Source organism: Planotetraspora phitsanulokensis (assembly GCF_016863295.1).
GTDB lineage: Bacteria > Actinomycetota > Actinomycetes > Streptosporangiales > Streptosporangiaceae > Planotetraspora > Planotetraspora phitsanulokensis.
Window position 1 is genome coordinate 209950 of the sequence record NZ_BOOP01000004.1, and the last position, 16371, is coordinate 226320.

14 protein-coding genes and 2 pseudogenes are annotated in these 16371 nt (G+C 68.2%); 5 read left to right on the forward strand and 11 right to left on the reverse strand.

Going from position 1 to position 16371, the window contains the following annotated elements; all coding sequences use genetic code 11:
* Positions 1-30: 30 nt before the first annotated feature.
* From Pph01_RS06675 to Pph01_RS06715, 9 genes and pseudogenes are all read right to left on the reverse strand, one after another.
* A complete protein-coding gene (locus Pph01_RS06675; RefSeq protein WP_204072069.1) occupies positions 31-1026 on the reverse strand; it encodes an AraC family transcriptional regulator in 996 nt (331 codons plus the stop codon).
* Positions 1027-1215: 189 nt separating this feature from the next.
* The gene (locus tag Pph01_RS06680) at positions 1216-2190 is read right to left on the reverse strand and encodes an ABC transporter substrate-binding protein (protein WP_239116484.1); all 975 of its coding nucleotides are present in this window, start codon (positions 2188-2190) and stop codon (positions 1216-1218) included.
* A gap of 26 nt (positions 2191-2216) precedes the next feature.
* The gene (locus Pph01_RS06685; RefSeq protein ID WP_204072070.1) at positions 2217-3047 is read right to left on the reverse strand and encodes an ABC transporter ATP-binding protein; all 831 of its coding nucleotides are present in this window, start codon (positions 3045-3047) and stop codon (positions 2217-2219) included.
* The gene (locus tag Pph01_RS06690; RefSeq protein WP_204072071.1) at positions 3047-4087 is read right to left on the reverse strand and encodes a FecCD family ABC transporter permease; all 1041 of its coding nucleotides are present in this window, start codon (positions 4085-4087) and stop codon (positions 3047-3049) included. The genes Pph01_RS06685 and Pph01_RS06690 overlap by 1 nt, the downstream gene beginning before the upstream one ends.
* On the reverse strand, positions 4084-5082 hold the full coding sequence (locus Pph01_RS06695) for a FecCD family ABC transporter permease (protein WP_204072072.1): 999 nt from the start codon (positions 5080-5082) through the stop codon (positions 4084-4086). The genes Pph01_RS06690 and Pph01_RS06695 overlap by 4 nt, the downstream gene beginning before the upstream one ends.
* A gap of 239 nt (positions 5083-5321) precedes the next feature.
* Positions 5322-6011 carry a hemerythrin domain-containing protein gene (locus Pph01_RS06700; RefSeq protein ID WP_204072073.1) on the reverse strand — a complete coding sequence of 230 codons (690 nt, stop codon included), beginning with the start codon at positions 6009-6011 and terminating at the stop codon, positions 5322-5324.
* A 232-nt stretch (positions 6012-6243) separates the two neighbouring features.
* Entirely contained in the window at positions 6244-10584 is a 4341-nt protein-coding gene (gene eccCb, locus Pph01_RS06705) for a type VII secretion protein EccCb (RefSeq protein WP_204072074.1), read from the reverse strand.
* Complete coding sequence (locus Pph01_RS06710) at positions 10550-11011, reverse strand: hypothetical protein (RefSeq protein ID WP_204072075.1); 462 nt, start codon at positions 11009-11011, stop codon at positions 10550-10552. Before Pph01_RS06710 ends, eccCb begins: the two co-directional genes overlap by 35 nt.
* Positions 11012-11159: 148 nt before the next feature.
* Positions 11160-11402 (reverse strand): annotated as a pseudogene (locus Pph01_RS06715) (transposase family protein); the annotation flags it as partial.
* 94 nt (positions 11403-11496) lie between these two features.
* Between Pph01_RS06715 and Pph01_RS42665 the strand changes: the two are divergent.
* Entirely contained in the window at positions 11497-11631 is a 135-nt protein-coding gene (locus Pph01_RS42665) for a hypothetical protein (RefSeq protein WP_373315638.1), read from the forward strand.
* A gap of 42 nt (positions 11632-11673) precedes the next feature.
* Here the strand turns inward: Pph01_RS42665 and Pph01_RS06720 are convergent, their stop codons facing one another.
* Positions 11674-12420: a phosphotransferase family protein gene (locus Pph01_RS06720; protein ID WP_204072076.1), complete on the reverse strand. Its 747-nt coding sequence runs from the start codon at positions 12418-12420 to the stop codon at positions 11674-11676.
* A gap of 186 nt (positions 12421-12606) precedes the next feature.
* Between Pph01_RS06720 and Pph01_RS06725 the strand changes: the two genes are divergently transcribed.
* From Pph01_RS06725 to Pph01_RS42670, 3 genes and pseudogenes are all read left to right on the forward strand, one after another.
* Entirely contained in the window at positions 12607-12747 is a 141-nt protein-coding gene (locus Pph01_RS06725) for a hypothetical protein (RefSeq protein WP_204072077.1), read from the forward strand.
* A gap of 413 nt (positions 12748-13160) precedes the next feature.
* Positions 13161-13757 (forward strand): hypothetical protein, encoded by a 597-nt coding sequence (locus Pph01_RS06730; protein ID WP_239116485.1) that lies wholly within the window; start codon positions 13161-13163, stop codon positions 13755-13757.
* Between the two features lie 883 nt (positions 13758-14640).
* Positions 14641-14793: pseudogene (locus Pph01_RS42670) on the forward strand (IS5/IS1182 family transposase); the annotation flags it as partial.
* Positions 14794-14993: 200 nt separating this feature from the next.
* Here Pph01_RS42670 and Pph01_RS06735 read toward each other — a convergent pair.
* Positions 14994-15368 (reverse strand): nitroreductase family deazaflavin-dependent oxidoreductase, encoded by a 375-nt coding sequence (locus Pph01_RS06735; protein ID WP_204072078.1) that lies wholly within the window; start codon positions 15366-15368, stop codon positions 14994-14996.
* Between the two features lie 196 nt (positions 15369-15564).
* On the opposite strand from Pph01_RS06735, the gene Pph01_RS06740 reads away from it, so the two are divergent.
* Positions 15565-16188 carry a TetR/AcrR family transcriptional regulator gene (locus Pph01_RS06740; RefSeq protein WP_239116486.1) on the forward strand — a complete coding sequence of 208 codons (624 nt, stop codon included), beginning with the start codon at positions 15565-15567 and terminating at the stop codon, positions 16186-16188.
* The last annotated feature ends 183 nt before the right edge of the window (positions 16189-16371 follow it).

Consider the following 16371-nt stretch of genomic DNA (forward strand, 5'->3'; position numbering starts at 1 on the left):
CGCTGCCGGGCCCGAGCCGGCGCCGGCCGATCAGCGGGACGAGCGCAGGACCCAGGCCGGCGAGACGCCGTACTCCGCTTGGTGCAGGGCGGCGAACCGGCCCAGGTGGGCGAACCCCCAGGAACGGGCGATCGACGCCACCGTCTGCACGGACGGGTCCGCGGCGCACAGGTCGTCGTGCGCACGGCGGAGCCGGACGTTGCGGAGGTAGGTCATGGGCGGCACCCCGACATGGCGCTGGAAGCCCTCCTGCAACGTCCGTGCGCTGACATGGCATCGCGCGGCGAGCATGGAGATCGTCAGCGGGGTCTGCGGCTCGGCCTCCATGATGTCGATCGCGGTCCGGATCACGGCCGGGCGGCCCGCCTCGGCCGGGGCGTCGAGCCGTTCGCGGTACGGATGATCCGCGGCCAGCAGGAAGCCGCGGATGAAGCCGTCCACGAGCGGCGGCGCGACCAGCGGCTGCAGGACGACGCTGTCGGCGTCACCGAGCTGGTGGTTGAGCATCAGGAGCATGCGCGCCCAGCTGCGGGCACGGCCGGTCGTCATGTCCAGGCTCGGCGCGAAGGCGATCTGCGAGGTCGCCCGGTGCCCCAGCAGGGCCTCCAGTGAACGTTCCAGCGCGGCTCGCCCGAACCCCACGCAGACCAGCCGGCAGTCGCCGGCCCACCGCGTCAGGGTGGTCTCCCCCTCGGGCCGGTAAACCACCGCCGTGTCCCGCGTCGCCACCACGTCCACGCCGCGGTGCCGGGACTCGACGTGGCCGGCGATCGGGAGGAGCACATGGTAGCCCGCGCGAAGCTCGCTGCCCTCCACCCGCAGATCCACCCCGTGGACGGCGTCACCGAAGGTGAGCGGCCCGATCCCCCCGTAGCGCTGCACCGGCGCGACGGTGGTCGGCCTGCTCAGCACGGTGACCCGTAGCCGCTGGAACGCGGTGCGGCAGTCGTCGCCGGGCGCTTCGGCCAGGATCCCGCTCGCCGGCGAATCCGGCCGGGCCGGCGGCTCTGAGGTGGTGTCTCGCATGTGACGGCTATCCGCTCTTCGTTCCTCGGCTCTCCCCCGCGCCACAACGTACGGGACGAAAATTGACAAAAGGGCTATTAATCGCAAAAAGGCGGTAATAACGAACGACCCCGAGATGGGCGGCCGGGTTCACCGGCGGCCGGCCCATTCGGGGTCGTCCATGGATTCCGCGGGCGGCTGCCCGCGCGATCACTTCTGGATCAGCGGCATCAGGTACTTCTTGACGTCCTCGACGACCTTTCCCGCGGCGGTGACGCCGATTCCGGTCATCCAGATCTCGTCGTCCACGACCTGCACGTGCCCGGCCTTCACCGCGCCGAGCTTGTTCCACAACGGCCCGGCGGTCACCTCGGCCTGCTGCTTGGCGGCGTCCGGCCCGAACGCGCTCACGAAGATCATGTCGCCGTCGACCTGGTCGATCTGCTCCGGGCTGATCGGGGCGAACCGCCGGTCGGCCTTGCCCTCCAGGAGCTGCTGCTGCGGACGGCCGACGCCGATGTCGTTCAGCACGATCCCGGCGAACGAGTCGGGCCCGTACTCACGGATCTCGGCGGGCCTGAAGCGGATCAGGCTGATCTTCAGCTTGGCCGGGTCGCCGAGCTCCTGCCCCACCGCCTTGGCCTGCGCCTCGTACGCCTGAAGCTTCTGCTCTCCCTCGGCCTTCTTGCCGACCGCCTCCGCGTCCAGCAGGAAGTTCTCCTTCCACGTGATGCCGACCTTCTCGGTGAACACCGTGGGCGCGATCTTCGACAGCTCGTCGTAGAACTTCTCCTGCCGGAACTTCGACCCGAGGATCAGGTCGGGCTGCAGCGCGGCGATCGCCTCGAGGTCCGGCTCCTGGAGCGTTCCGACCGACTTGATCGTGGCAAAGGACGGACCCAGATATTTCGGGATACCGGACTGCTCGTCCGGCAGGGCTGCGCCGACCGGAGTGATGCCCAGCGTGTACAGGGAGTCCAGCTTGTCGGTGTCGAGCACCACGATGCGCGAGGGGTGCTCGGGCACCTTCGTCTCGCCCATGGCGTGCTTCACGGTACGCGTCGCGCCGGCCGACGAGCCGGAGTCGCCGCTGCCGCTGCCGCCGCCGCACGCGGTGAGGGCCAGACCGGCCATCGCGACGACGGCCACCCCTCTGGCCAGCCGGCCGAATCCGTGGAACCTCACTGTGTCTTTCTCCTATCGCTTTCCTGTTAGGCCGGCGCGTCCGGCACGACCATCGGCGCCCCCGTCACCGGGCACGGCACCACCACGCCGCCGAGGCCGAACACGTCGGCCAGCGTCTCGGCGCTCATCACCTTGTCCGGCGCGCCCTGATCGACCACCCGGCCGTCCTTCATGACGACGAGGTGGTCGGCGTATCGGCACGCCTGGTTGAGGTCGTGCAGCACGGCGATCACGGTGCGCCCGCCGTCGCGGTTGAGCCGCCGCAGCAGGTCGAGGACTTCGACCTGGTGGGCGAGGTCCAGATACGTGGTGGGCTCGTCGAGCAGGAGCGCGTCGGTGTCCTGCGCGAGCGTCATGGCGATCCACACCCGCTGCCGCTGGCCGCCGGACAGAGCCTCCACGCTCTGGTCGCGCACATCGGCCAGGCCGGTCAGGGCCAGCGCCCGCTCGACGGCGGCGGAGTCCTCCGAGCCCCACTGCCGGAACCACCGCTGGTACGGCTGGCGGCCCCGGGCCACCAGGTCGGCCACGGTCACCCCCTCGGGAGTGACCGGGCTCTGCGGCAGGACGCTGAGCCGGCGCGCGAGTTCGCGGGTGGGCTGCGCGTGCAGGTCCGTCCCGTCGATGAGCGCCGCGCCCCCACGAGGGGTGAGCAGCCGGGCCAGGGTCCGCAGCAGGGTGGACTTCCCGCAGGCGTTGGGGCCGATGACGACGGTGAAGGCGCCGGCAGGAAGTTCGAGGTCGAGCCCCTCGATGATCAGCCTGTTGCCGTATCCCACACTCAGGTCGCGGGCGGCCAGCCGTACGGGCGCGCGCGATTCCCCGCCGTCCGCAGGGGACGGGTGCTCGGTCGTCATCAGGGCGTCCTCCGTACGAGCAGCCACAGCAGATAGGGGCCCCCGAGGACGGCGGTGAGCACGCCGACGGGAAGCTGGACGGGCGCGAACGCCGTGCGGGCGATCAGGTCGGCGACCACGGTCAGCAGCGCTCCGGCGACGGCGGAGCAGGCCAGCGGCGGGCGCCCGGCGCGCACGAGGCGGCGGGCGAGTTGCGCGGCGGCGAGCGCGACGAAGTCGACGGCCCCCGCCTGCGAGATGGCCAGCGCGGCGAGCACCACCGCCACCACGCCGAGCAGGAGGCGCCGTTGCGTCACCCGCACGCCCAGGCCGCGGGCGACCCCGTCGTCCAGGGCGGTGGTGTCCATCGCGCGGCCGGCCCACAGCAGCACCGGCAGGAGCACCAGCAGCGGGATCAGCAGGATCCGCGCCTCGGGGTACCCCGTCCCCGCCACGCTGCCCGCGAGCCAGATCTGGGCGCGCTGCCCGTCGATCGCGTCGGCGCCCACGATGAAGATCTCGGTGAGCGCCTTCGTCGCCAGTGCGACCGCGATCCCGCACAACACGAAACGGCGGGCGGCAAGGCCGTAGCGCCAGGACAGCGTGAACACCAACGTGGCCGCGGCCAGGCCGCCCAGCAGCGCGAACGGCCCCAGCCAGGCGGCGCCCAGGTCGGTGCTCATCACGACGGTCGCGGCGAATCCCGCGCCCTGGCTGACGCCGATGACATCAGGGCTGGCGAGCGGGTTTCTGCTGATCGCCTGGAGCAGCGCACCTGACAGCCCGAGCAGGGTGCCCACGGTGAGCGCCACGACGATCCGCGGAAGCCGCAGATCCTGGACGACGACGGTGAAGGGCCCGTCGCCCGCGAGCGCGCGCACGACGTCGGCGGGGGCCACGAACGTGCTGCCCACGCCGAGCGACAGCACCACGGCGACCGCGGTGAGGGCGAGGAGCAGCAGGAACACCGCCGCCGCACGACGGCGCAGCACGAACGTCAGGGGCCCGGCGCTCGCGACGACGCGGCCCGCCACCGGATAGGACGGCACGCCGGTCTTCATGCGGTCACCGTCCGTCCGCGCCGGACGAGCAGGATGAGGAAGGGGGCGCCGACGAGCGCGGTGATGATTCCGGCTCTGACCTCGGCGGGCGGGACGACCACCCTGCCGATCACGTCCGCCCCCAGCAGCAGTGTGGGCCCGAGCAGCAGCGATACGGCCATCACCCACCGGTGGTGAGCGCCGACCAGCCCGCGCGCCAGGTGCGGAAGGGCGAGCCCGACGAACCCGATGGGCCCGGCCGCGGCCACCGCGGCGCCGGTAAGGACGATCGCCGCGACGGCGGCGGTCAGCCGTACACGGCCGACGTTGCGGCCGAGGCCGCGGGCGACGTCGTCACCGAGGGCAATGGCGTCCAGGCCGCCGGCGACGCCGAATGCCAGCACGATTCCGGACACCATGAACGGCAGCACCCACAGGGCGACCTCGATCGGGCGGCCGGACAACGATCCGACGGCCCAGAAGCGGTACTGGTCGAACGTCTTCACGTTGACCGTGAGGACCCCGATCACCACGCCGGTGAGCGAGGCGTCCAGCGCGGTGCCCGCCAGCGCGAGGGTGACCGGCGAAGCGCCGTCGCGGGTGCGGGCCGCCAGGGCGTAGACGAAGGTCCCGGCCAGCGCGGCGCCGGCGACGCCGAACCAGATGTAGCCGGGCAGCGTGGTCATCCCGAAGATGTTGATCGCGGCGACCACCCCCAGCGAGGCGCCGGAGGAGACGCCCATGATCCGCGGGTCGGCCAGCGGATTGCGGGTGAGCGCCTGCATCAGGACTCCGGCCGTGGCCAGTCCCGCGCCGACGGCGATCCCGATGATCGTCCGAGGCACCCGGAGGGACCACAGGATCGCGCTCGCGTCGCTGTCGTCCGGCCGTAGCAACACCTGCAGCACGTGGCCGGGCGCGATCCCCCGGCTGCCCGCCGCCAGGCTGAGCAACACGGTGGCGGCCAGCAGCACCGCGGACCCCGCCAGTACGGCGAGGCGCCTGTTCGTCCTCATCGCCCGCCGTTCACCCCGTGCCCCGTTTCGCTTGATCAAACTAGGTAAGGCTTACCTAACCGGGGGGATCCTAGGGGATGACCATTACGAACGACAAATCAGGAAATATCCGGCGAGGCGTGTGACGCCGGAGCGGGGGCGAGCCGCTCCGGCGACACGACACTGCGACCCAGGGCGGCATCGGTGCCGCTCCGGCGACACGACACTGCGGCCGGGGCGGCGGCGGTGCCGCGCCGGGGTCACACCTCGGTGCTGCGCGGCGGGGTCGGCGTCCCGTGGACGCGCTCGGCGTAGGCCGCGAAGGCCTCCGTGGCCACCTGCCTGATGAGCGGGCGAGCCTCGGGCGGCATGTTGGCGATGGCGATGTCGACGACCTCGGGATCGCCTTCGTACATCAGCATGCCGAACCCGAGCGGAAGGCCCTCCGGGTCGGCCTGGGCCGCTCCCGCCTGGACCATCTGGTTCCACTCGGTCGCGGTGATGTGGCTCTCCATGAGCGGGACGACGTGCTCCTCCTCCGCCTCGAGATGCTCCCTCAGCAGGGGAAGCAACCGGTCCAGGGCCTCGGCGAGCACCTGGCGGGACTCGCCGGTGGCGAGGTCGCGCCAGGCCGCGATCGCCTCGTCCACCTCGGCCGCCACCTTCGCGACCTTCTCGTGCTGGTCTTCCATCAGATGGACGAAGGGCTCCAGTTCCGCGGGAACGCGCTCGGCCAGCATCGGCCAGACGAACTCGTCCTCGCTGTGGTGGTGATGATGGAGGAGGGTGGACACGCTCTCGACGTGACTCGCGATGATCTGCGCACGCTCGAGGTCGCCGGCCGTCACACCGCGGACCAGTCCCGGCATGAGACCGAACTCCCGCCGGAACATGTCGTGCAGCATGTACATTTCGCGGCCGTCGAAGTACGGCCCAGAGGTGATCCCCACAGCACTCTCCAGATGCATCGTCGGTTCGGGACCGAAGCGGTCCCGGCGCAGGCCACGATGGGTGGCAAGGCTCACGTGATGCTAATTCCGAACGCGCCGCCGCTTTCGGGGCGACGCGGAATGTGGCCAGCGTTCCGCGCTAATCGGACAGGGCTCGCATTGACCGGCATACCTTCTGGTCGGAGCAGGCTCCAGGTGATCTTGCACCCACTGCGCGACGCAGCGGTCGGCCTCATTCGGAAACATGGGCGACCTGGATCAGTCGTTGTTGTTGCCGGGTCACCAGCACTCCACGTCCCGAAGGTTGCCGAGACGGACGCACGTTGCCGATGAGATGCCCTTCCGCCTTGTCCCCGGAGAGAAGGAGACCACCGGTTCCCAGGTCTCGCAACCTCTGGAGCACCGGCTCGAACAGGGCTCGGCCGGCTCCACCTGAGCGGCGGGCGACGACCAGATGCAGTCCGATGTCATGCGACATCGGAAGCAGCTCGGTCAGCGGAGCCAGCGGGTTGCTGCCCAAGGTGGCCACCAGGTCGTAATCGTCCACCAGCAGGTAGAGCTCCGGCCCCGTCCACCACGAGCGGTTGCGGAGTTGCTCTGGTGTGACATCAGGGCCGGGCAACCGCTCTTCCAACGCGGATTTGAGATCGGCGATCGTGGAGGCGAGGGCAGGCCCGGAAGCGGCGTACCCGATCAGGTGTTCCGTGTCCACTGCACCCAGCAGCGCCCGCCGGTAATCGGCGATGATTATCCTGGCCTGCGTGAAATCGCTGCCCGCGACAATACCTCTGGCTATCAGCCGCAGCGTGTTCGACTTCCCGGATTCGTTTTCGCCAAAGATCATCATGTTTGGCTCGGCTTCGAAATCCCACACGACTGGAGCTAGATCCCCTTCGCCCACCCCCAAGGGGATCAGGTGACCGAGGGGGCGCTTCAACGCGGCGAAGTCAGCCAACGGCAACACTCGGGGAAGCAGCCGGACCTGCGGCGCAGCCGGACCCCGCCATGCTTCACGCACTGCGTCGACCAAGTCCCGTACACCTGTGCCAAGGTCCTTCACTGAGGCGTGCCCATCGATCCTGGGCAGGGCTGTCAGGAAGTGGAACTGGTCTGGGCTGAGCCCGCGCCCCGGCGTGCCTTCAGGCACCGAAGCCGCGATCCGTCGGTCGACCTCCGACTCCCCGGGATCTCCGAGGCGCAGTTCCAGCCGAGTGCCGAAAGTGTCCCGCAGAGCCGGCCGAACCGCGGACCAGCGCTCCGCGCTGAGCACGAGGTGGATCCCGTAGGCCGCGCCACGATGGGCGATGGCCAGAACATGGGGCTCGAGTTCCTCGAAGTCCTGGCGGAGCACACTCCAGCCGTCGATCACCAGGAACACGTCACCGAACTGATCTTCCGGCACTTGTCCGGCAGCCAACTGTTCGCGGTACGTATGCGCCGAGTCGAAGCCTCTCTTCAAGAAGATCTCTTCGCGCTGCGCCCGGATGTTCGCGACCTCCAGGACGATCCGGCGGACGCGTTCGCCCTCCAGTCGACCACCGACTCCACTCATGTGCGGAAGTCCGGACAGGGCGGCCAGCCCGCCGCCGCCGAAATCCAAGCAGAAGAACTGCACCTCGGTCGGCGTGTGGGTGAGTGCGAGCGAGGAGATGAGGGTGCGAAGCAGCGTCGTCTTGCCCGACAGCGGACCGCCGACGACGACCGCTTGTCCCCCTGCACCGGACAGATCGGCGTAGAGGACGTCACGCCGTTGCTGGAACGGCCTGTCCATGATGCCGAGCGGGACGCGCAGTGATGAGTTCCCGGCGGACGGATCCGGCATGAGTCCACGCTCAGGATCGATGGCGAGACCCGGCAGCAGCGCATCCAATGTGATCGGGGCGCCCAGTGGGGGAAGCCACACCTGGTGGGCCGGCGGCCCCTGGCCCGCCAATTGCCGCACGATCACATCGATTGTCAGGTCGCCGGGGACCGGCCCCCCTTCACCGGAGTCCTCCGGGGGGACGTGAACGGGGCCATCGGTATCCGGTCGGCGGTACGGATCCGAAGCGTAAGCGCCCTTGAACCTCTCCCGCGAGCCTGTGCCGCTGAACTGCAGGTAGCCGGAGCCGGGCAAGGGCAGGAGCTGGTAGGCGTCCGGCACTCCGAGGACGGCGCGACTTTCCGTGGCGGAGGAGGTCCTCAGCCCGATCCGGTAGCTGAGGTAGGTGTCCAAGCCTCGTAGAGTGCCCTCTTCCAAACGTTGCGAAGCCAGGAGCAGATGTACACCGAGGCTGCGACCCAGCCGGCCGATCTGTGTGAATGTGTCAATGAATTCCGGCTTCGCCTTCAGCAGTTCAGTGAATTCATCGATCACGATCAGCAGTGACGGCAGCGGGGCCAGTTCCGTCCCGGCGGCCCGAGCAGCCTCGTAATCCCATACGCTGGCGTAATTTCCGGTCGCCAGCAGCTCCTGCCTCCGGGCCAGTTCTCCAGCGATGGCGTCACGCATCCGGTCCACTAGGACCAGCTCGTCCGCGAGATTCGTGATCGATGCCGCCACGTGCGGCAGGGCGGTCATCCCGTTGAAGGTCGTGCCGCCCTTGAAGTCCGCCAGGATGAAGTTGAGATTCTCCGAGGAATGAGTCACGGCCAATGCGAGAACCAGGCTGCGTAACAACTCGGACTTGCCGGAACCGGTGGCTCCGACGCACAGACCATGCGGGCCCATGCCACCGCGCGCGGCCTCCTTCAGATCGAGCATCACCGGCTCGCCCTCGTAGCCGATTCCGATGGGCACTCGGAGCTGTTCCTGCAGCGGACGGGGACGCCACATCCGCGCAAGGTCGATGTCGGCAGCGTCTGCGATGCCGAGCAGTTCAGTCAGGAGCACATTCGAGGCGAGCGGTTCGGGCTCGTCGGGCTCGGCGGCCTCCACGGATGACCAGGCGTCCTGCACCTGGATCGACAAGGACACAATGGCTTCGCGGTCCCCGATGTGGTCCGCGTCCGCGTCGATCCTCGGCAGGGCCACTCGAAAGGGCCTGCCCCCCACGAGTCCCCTACCCGTGGCCAACGTGCTGGACAGCACCGAGTCGTATCGGGAGTCGCCCGGATCTTCCAATGCCAGCTCGTACCGCGTGCCCAAGATACTCAGTAGTTCTGCGGGTATATTGCTCCACTGCCGCGACGACAAAACGACATGAACGCCGTAGTAGAGGCCGGCATTGGCGACGCGCTGGACTTCCTGCTCCAGCACCTCTCGGCCGAGTGAGAAGTCGAGCCAACCGTCTATGACCAGGAACACGTCGCCATGCATTCCTGGCGGAAGCTTGCGTGACACCCGCAGCGCGCGGAATTCATCCACCGACTCGATGTCCAGTCTGCGGAATATGCTCTGCCGCGATTCGATGATGTCCTGGGCCTTCGTGAGAACAGCGGTGACCATGTCGGCTTCGTGAGGGGCGGCCACCATCTGCACATGCGGCAGCCGACGCAGCACACCGAGTCCGTTCACCCGTCCTTCCAACAGGAAGAAGACCGCTTCTTCGGGGCTGTGCGTCAGCGCCAGCGCCATCAGGAGCGTGCGCAACAGCGTTGTCTTACCGCTGCCGGACTTGCCCACCACCGCGACGTGCCCGCCACGACTGGCCAGATCCGCGACCACCGGTTCCTCTCCGGTCCGGCGGTCGATCCGGCCGATGGGCACTTCCAGGCGAGAGGACCCCGGCCACGCCTCGCATCTCAGGCCCTGATCCATCGTGCTGACCAGTGGCGGCAGCAGTGACCCCAGAGCCAGGCCGTCCGCGATCCGGGTCGCGTTCCAGCTTCCGGACCGCTCGTGAATCGACGGCGCGTAGGCGAGATCGACGCGCCCCACACAGGAGCCTTTCTTGGTCGGCTTCTGCTCCTCGCCCAACTGCGAGACCACGGCGCGGAAAACGTAGTCGTACAACTCGTCGGGGGTGACGATGCCATCCCGGTTGGCGTCGGCTGCGCCCGACCGCAGGCCTTCGATCACTGCACTGGTGAATACCGAGGCCGGTTCACCGTTGTCGGTGAATTGGGTCCCCTCATAGGCGTAGGCAAGGCTGGTGGTCGAAGTCAGTACGACGGTGCCCTTCCCCACCACCTCGCGTTCCACGTCGACTCGCCGTTCGGACCGCGTGGACAAGCCCCGGTTGAAGAGCCCGCCGTAACAACAGTCCAATAGGACGATCTTGGCCGCCGCCTCGCACTCATCGAGAAGATCGTGAACGAAGGAAGCCCGGATCGCCGTGGTGTTCCGGCGGACCAGTTGCGTGTCAACGGTCGCGAAGAACAGCCGGTCCATGTCGTTCGCCAGCCCATGACAGGCCATGTAGAGCAGTACCAGGTCATCGGGCATACGGTTCGTGAGCAGCTCTTCGATGGCCGCCTCGATCTCCGCCTTCGGACGGTTCAGCAGAACGCGCACATGGTCGAACCGGCCAATCGACTGATCTTCGAGCAGTACCGCCAGCTGGCCGGCGTCTCTGCCCGGGGCACGGAGCTGGTTCAGTCCCGGGTCCCCGTAACCATCAGTTGCGATCAGTAGCGCGATCCTCCGGCCCACGGAGCGTTTCCCCTTCCTTCGCCACCGCCTCGGCGTTCCCGACTTCAGCGGGACGACCCCACACAGCTGCCAGCTCGATCAGCTGCTCCGCCGGAACGCCCGTCCCAGAAGCCGTGACGGTGCCCTGAACACCATTGACCTCCCAAGTGACGGTGGCCTCAACCACAGCTGACCGGTCAAGCCGTCGCATCACCACTTCCAGCACCGCCTTGACCACAGCGCTGGAGAACGCACCGCTGACTATCAGCACACCGAGCTGAGTCGCCAATCCAGGCCTCGCACCAGTCGGCACGTGGGACTGAGGCTTGCGGGTCACCTGGACGGTACCCAAGCTCCGCAGATCATCGTGGAGCTGCCGGGTCAGCCGGTCGAGACGCTCACTCTCGACACCGGGGGCCGCCTCGATCGTCAGTTCCACGTCCTGCATCGCCCGTCCTCCGTGGTGCGCATGGTCATTTCTGACATTCTGTCAAGCGAAGCTCTGGAGCGAGTGGATTATGAGGGGATCAAACCTTCGGAGCCTCGGCTGTAGCTCCAGGCCGTCGATCCGGGACGCTTGAAACAGTGAGCCCTTTTCATCGTGAGTAGCGGTCCGCTTCGACGCCTTCGAGGACGAGGATGGCCTGCGCGATTGCTGTGGTGCGGCGGGGGTAACAGCGCAGCTTCGTGAGGACTTTCCAGGCTTTCAGGATCGCGATGGCACGTTCGCCGAGGGCTCGGACGCGGGCGTGGGAGCGGTTGACCTCCTTCTGTGCGCGGGACAGCCGCGGCCTGTGCCGGTGGCGTTTGAACGGGGTGCGGATCGTCCCGCCTGTCCCTTAGTACCGCCGGATGGTCTGGGCCGCAGGGGTCAAATCGGTCTTCGCCCGCCGTGGCACCCCGCACGGCTCCGGCCTGGGTAGGCATCGCTGAGTGATCGAGCAGACGATCGCCCTGCTGCACTGGTTCCGCCGCCTGCACATCTGCTGGGAGATTCGCGACGACATCCACGAAGCCTTCATGACCCTCGCCGCCGCCATCATCTGCTGGCGACGCCTCATCCACTGATCATCCGATAGGACTTCTCATGGCAGTCGGGCCCGCGCAGCCTCACAGCCGGGATCTCAGCACGTCGACCTCACAGCCCGGCGCGAACGGGTCGAAGCCGTGCTCGACCAGCCAGCGAACCACTAGCAGGCTTCGCAACGACCACCACGCGCGGATCACGTCGAGGTCGACGTCGGCGCCATAGCCGGCGACGACGTCGCCGAGGCGCTCCTCGCGTCCGAGCGTCAAGGTGGCGAGGTCGAACAGGGCATCACCTTGGCCCGCCTCGGACCAGTCGATGATGCCCGTGATCCCGTCGCCGTCGACGAACACGTGAGCGATCTGCAGGTCGCCGTGCGTGAACACCGGAGCCCACGGCCGGAGCGCGGCCTCGGCGACCTGGCGGTTGCGGGTGACCAGGTCGGCGGGCAGGACGCCGTTCGTCACGAGCCACTCGCACTCGCCGTCGAGATCCGCCGCCAACTCGTCGAGGCCCCGGCCGGCCCGGCCGGGCCGGGGCGGCAACGGCGCGTCGTGCAACCTCCGGATGGCGGCGCCCGCCGCGGCCCACGCCGCCGGGGACGCGGTCGACGGCTCGCCGAGGCGGCCGAGCGCCGTCCCCGGGACTGCGGCGATGGCGAGCACCGGCGGCTTGTGCCACAGGACCTTCGGGGTCGGGACCGGTGCCAGGGCCATCGCCTCGACCTCGACGTCGATGCGCGCCTGATCGGCGTCCACCTTCAGGAACACGTCGCCGACGCGCAGCGTCGCGCGCTCGGAATGGGCGACGACCATTTGGACTTCATCCATGGGCGACCAGTATCCCGGGGATGATCGTCGACGTCGCCGGGTCTATCGCGTGCGATGGCGCGGCTGACCGCGTCCCGCTACCGAGCGGCCTCGTGCGACACCGACCGCTGACCAGGTCAAGTCTGCCACTTTGTCAGGAGCCCTAAGTGCGTCGATCAGGCCGACGGTCCGGGCGGCGGTCAGGTCGTGCGCGCCACGCAGTTCCACGACCTGGTCCGGACGCTGCTCGCGACGCTCGTGCGGATTCCGGTGATGCTGGTGCCGGACCTGAGCCTCCAGCCGGTGGACGTGTCCGAAGTAGCCGACCGGTTCGCAAAATCGGGCTGATCGTCGGGGGCCCGGGAACGCGACGGGCCCCCGACGGGGATCGCCCGGGGCCTGTCGGGGGTTGCTGGTCAGTGGTGGATGATCTTGCCGCAGTCCGGTGCAGCATCCAGCCCACGACCATGATCGGTCTCACCGATAACCGCCGTACCGATGTTCCCCAATGCTGGTCACCCCCCAGGTCGTGTTTGTTCGCCTCGCGAGCGTGATCGGTTAGGCGGCTCCAAAAACTCCGGCTGGCGACGGTGCTGAGACGGCCCGGATGCGGCAAAAGCACGCTTAGCCCACATCCGGGGCGGCGACGCTCGTCATACGACGGGTGTGCTTCCACACCTGCAGTGGTTCGGCATTCGAGATGCCCCCAAGGAGCGCGGACGTCTGCGCCGCGAAACCCACCGGATCCATAGGGGGAAGAAATGGCTGTTCGGAGTATGCGAGCCGTCGCCGCGCACGCGGTGGCGGTGCTGCTGGCACTGACGTTGCTCGGCGGCTGCGGAAGCGACAGGACCGCCGCCGTGGCGCCCGAAGCGCCGGTCGCCCACAACCCGGCCGTGGTCGCCACGCCGACGGCGGACACCGAGAGCGAGTACACCTCCCCGTGTCCGACGGCGGCCAACGCCAGGCCGTTCGCCAAGACCCGCTTCGCGCTGCACGCGGGTCTCGCGCTGGGCGCCTTCCATCGCTACATCTACAAGCCTCTGGGCAGCGGCGGCTTCAAGGCCGGCGCGGAGAAGCGGAAGCGCACATTCCTCAAGGCGGCGGTAGCGGGAGCCTTCACCCTGCACCAGTTGAAGGTCGCCAAGAACTTCGCTGTGGCCAATCCGACGCTGTGCAGGGCGATGGAGGGCGTCAGCGGCAAAGTCAGCGCGCTGACCGACAAGCTGAAGAGCGGTACCGCCACCGAGGCCGACCTCGACGCCCTCAAGGGCTCCATGGACGGCCTGCAGCAGCACGCAACGGAGACGGGCTACCCGTTCCAGGAGCGGAACGTCACCGTCCCCGGCGCCGCCTGACCCGGCCAGGTCTCGTCTCTACCACGGAACCTCTCCGACTCCGGAAGGCCAAGCCTCGGATGGGCGCGGGGCCGCACCTAAGATCCGCAGCAGCTGCTGGCCTCGGCACTGTCGTTGAAGTCCTGGGATCGAACGATGATCCGTTGCTATGCGGTCGGCCTGTCGACGAGACTTGGCGCAAACGACAAGGGGGCGGCACGTGGCTCGCCCCCTGGTCCTCACATCCGGCGCCTTTTTTGGGCAGCTCCTAACATTTGCCGACTTGCGGGCACTTGACGTGACCCTTGCGATCCCTGCAGCACTTGAGCTTGTGGTGGGAACTGCATCTGTACCAGCACTTCGCGCCGGGCTTCGGCGCGGTGCTCACAGCCGCCGATTCCTGGCACGACTGGAGCGTCATCGTCCTGAAGTGATCCGCGCCAGCCGGCGCGGTCTGAGAGACTCCGATCGGCATGATGGCGAGAGTGAGCAGCGCCGAGCCGAAGGCTAACGATCTGGGCTTCCCCCACATGAGTGCCTCCTCCCAGGTCGGGCCGATAGTCGGCGACCGGGTCCGCACCACCATTGTTCGTCGGCGAGCCCGACGGCATCCAGACGACTTGGCCTTTCTCTAAAGGACTCGTTCGGAGCCTTATTCGGGGCATTCGCCGCACTTGACGTAAACCATCGCGGACAAAATCTATCCGGCGCCGTCTACGACTGAACTTTTGTCGCTGCGCCGCCCTCCCCGCGCCGGGCCGCCGGCAAACGTCCCGCCCACGCAGGCATCGACTGTTTCATCCGGTGCGGCGCTGTTCCGCGCCGCTGTGCGAGCGCCGGGTCTCAGTGGCGGGACGGAGGCCCTCCGCCGCCGAACACAAGGTATGGCGCGCCCATGTAGCCCGCCCACATCGGCTCCCTTGGTGAACGCGCCGTCACGATCCTGAAAGCCTGGAAAGTCCTCGCGAAGCTGCGCTGTCGCCCTCGCCGCGCCACGGCAATCGTGCAGGCCATCCTTGTCCTCGAAGGCATCGAAGCGGACCGCTACTCAGGATGAAAGGGCTCAGTGGAACGCACGCCCCACGGGTTCCCCTTGCACGCGCTGACGGAGACGGTGACCGCAACGCAGTCCCCCGGCGGGGGCCTGGGACAGTGCGAGCGCTCGCGTCCGGGAGGCGTCGGCATTGCTGGGCGTCGAGGTCGTCCTCAGCGAGTTGTTCGTAGCGGCGGCCGAGGCTCGGCGCCGGACGTCGATCGTCAGCCTGCGACCAGGTCCATACGAAGGAACTCGGTGATGCGGAGCAGCCTCGGTGGGCGTGCCACGTCATCGGGGAGAGCCTGGAATGCCTCGGCTTGCCCGACGAGGCGTGGGGCGGCGAGTTCCACCTCCCTCCCGTCGACCCGGAGCCGCGCACCGTCGGCTGCCAGGACGTTCTGCACCCAGTCCGAGCGCGATCCATACACCAGGACGAACAGGTAGCCGCCGTCGACAGGATGCGCGTCGAGCGGCGTGTAGTACGTCGAGCCCGAAATGCGGCCGACGTGGATCAGCACCGGCCACGTCCCGCCCGCGATCGCGCGAGGGTTGAACACCCGCTTGTTCACGTGCCCCCACCACCTCGGCATCGGCATCGGAATCTCCTGCTCTCGCCCCGGCGGGGCGCGTGGTGGGTCGGACATTCGCCGAGCCCTCCGCTGATGCCAACGGAGGACTTACGCTTGTAAGGCGCCTTACGTACGTAAGGCTGACTTACGGTTGTAAGGCTGTCAACCCGCTCATTACCCTGGAGCCGTCGTGTCACCACCACAACCACTCAGCAGAGGTCGCGTGCTGGAAGCCGCGATCCGGGTCGCGGATCGCGGCGGTGTGGAGGCGATCACGATGCGACGGGTGGCGCAGGAACTGGGCGTGGAGGCGATGTCGCTCTACCACCACGTGCCGAACAAGGACGCGATCCTCGACGGCGTGGTCGACATGGTGTTCGCGGCGATCAAGCTGCCCCGTGTCGAGTGCGACGATTGGCGCGACGCGATCCGTGCGCGCGCCTCCTCCGCACGTATGGTCCTGTCGCAGCACAGCTGGGCTCTGGGCCTCATGGACTCCCGCCGCAATCCAGGACCGGCGACGCTACGCCACCACGACGCCGTCCTCGGCGTCCTCCGGGAGGCGGGGTTCACGCTGCCGATGGCCGCCCACGCCGTCTCTCTCATCGACAGCTACATCGGCGGGTTCGTCCTCCAGGAGGCGAACCTGCCGGTGACGACGCCGGGCGACGTCGAGGAAGTGGCCGGCGGCATCCTCGAGCACCTGCCGGCGGACGAGTTGCCGTATCTCACAGAGATGATCGTCGACCACGCCCTGCGGCCGGGCTACGACCACACCGGCGAGTTCGGCTACGGCCTGGACCTGATTCTGGATGCGCTCGAAGCTCGCCGGAGGCAGAGCGCCTGACGACAGCCCGTCCAGATGCGGCTGTGGCGCCCCAAAGGCAACAACCCGATTCCTGGACAATCGAGAACTGGCTGGACCCCGGCTCTTCTCTTGCGTGCACGCCATTCGAGACGAAACATTCGGCCGAGTATCCCATTCTAATTCTCGCCCGGTAGACGACTCCCCTTTTCGCTGGTTGCCGGA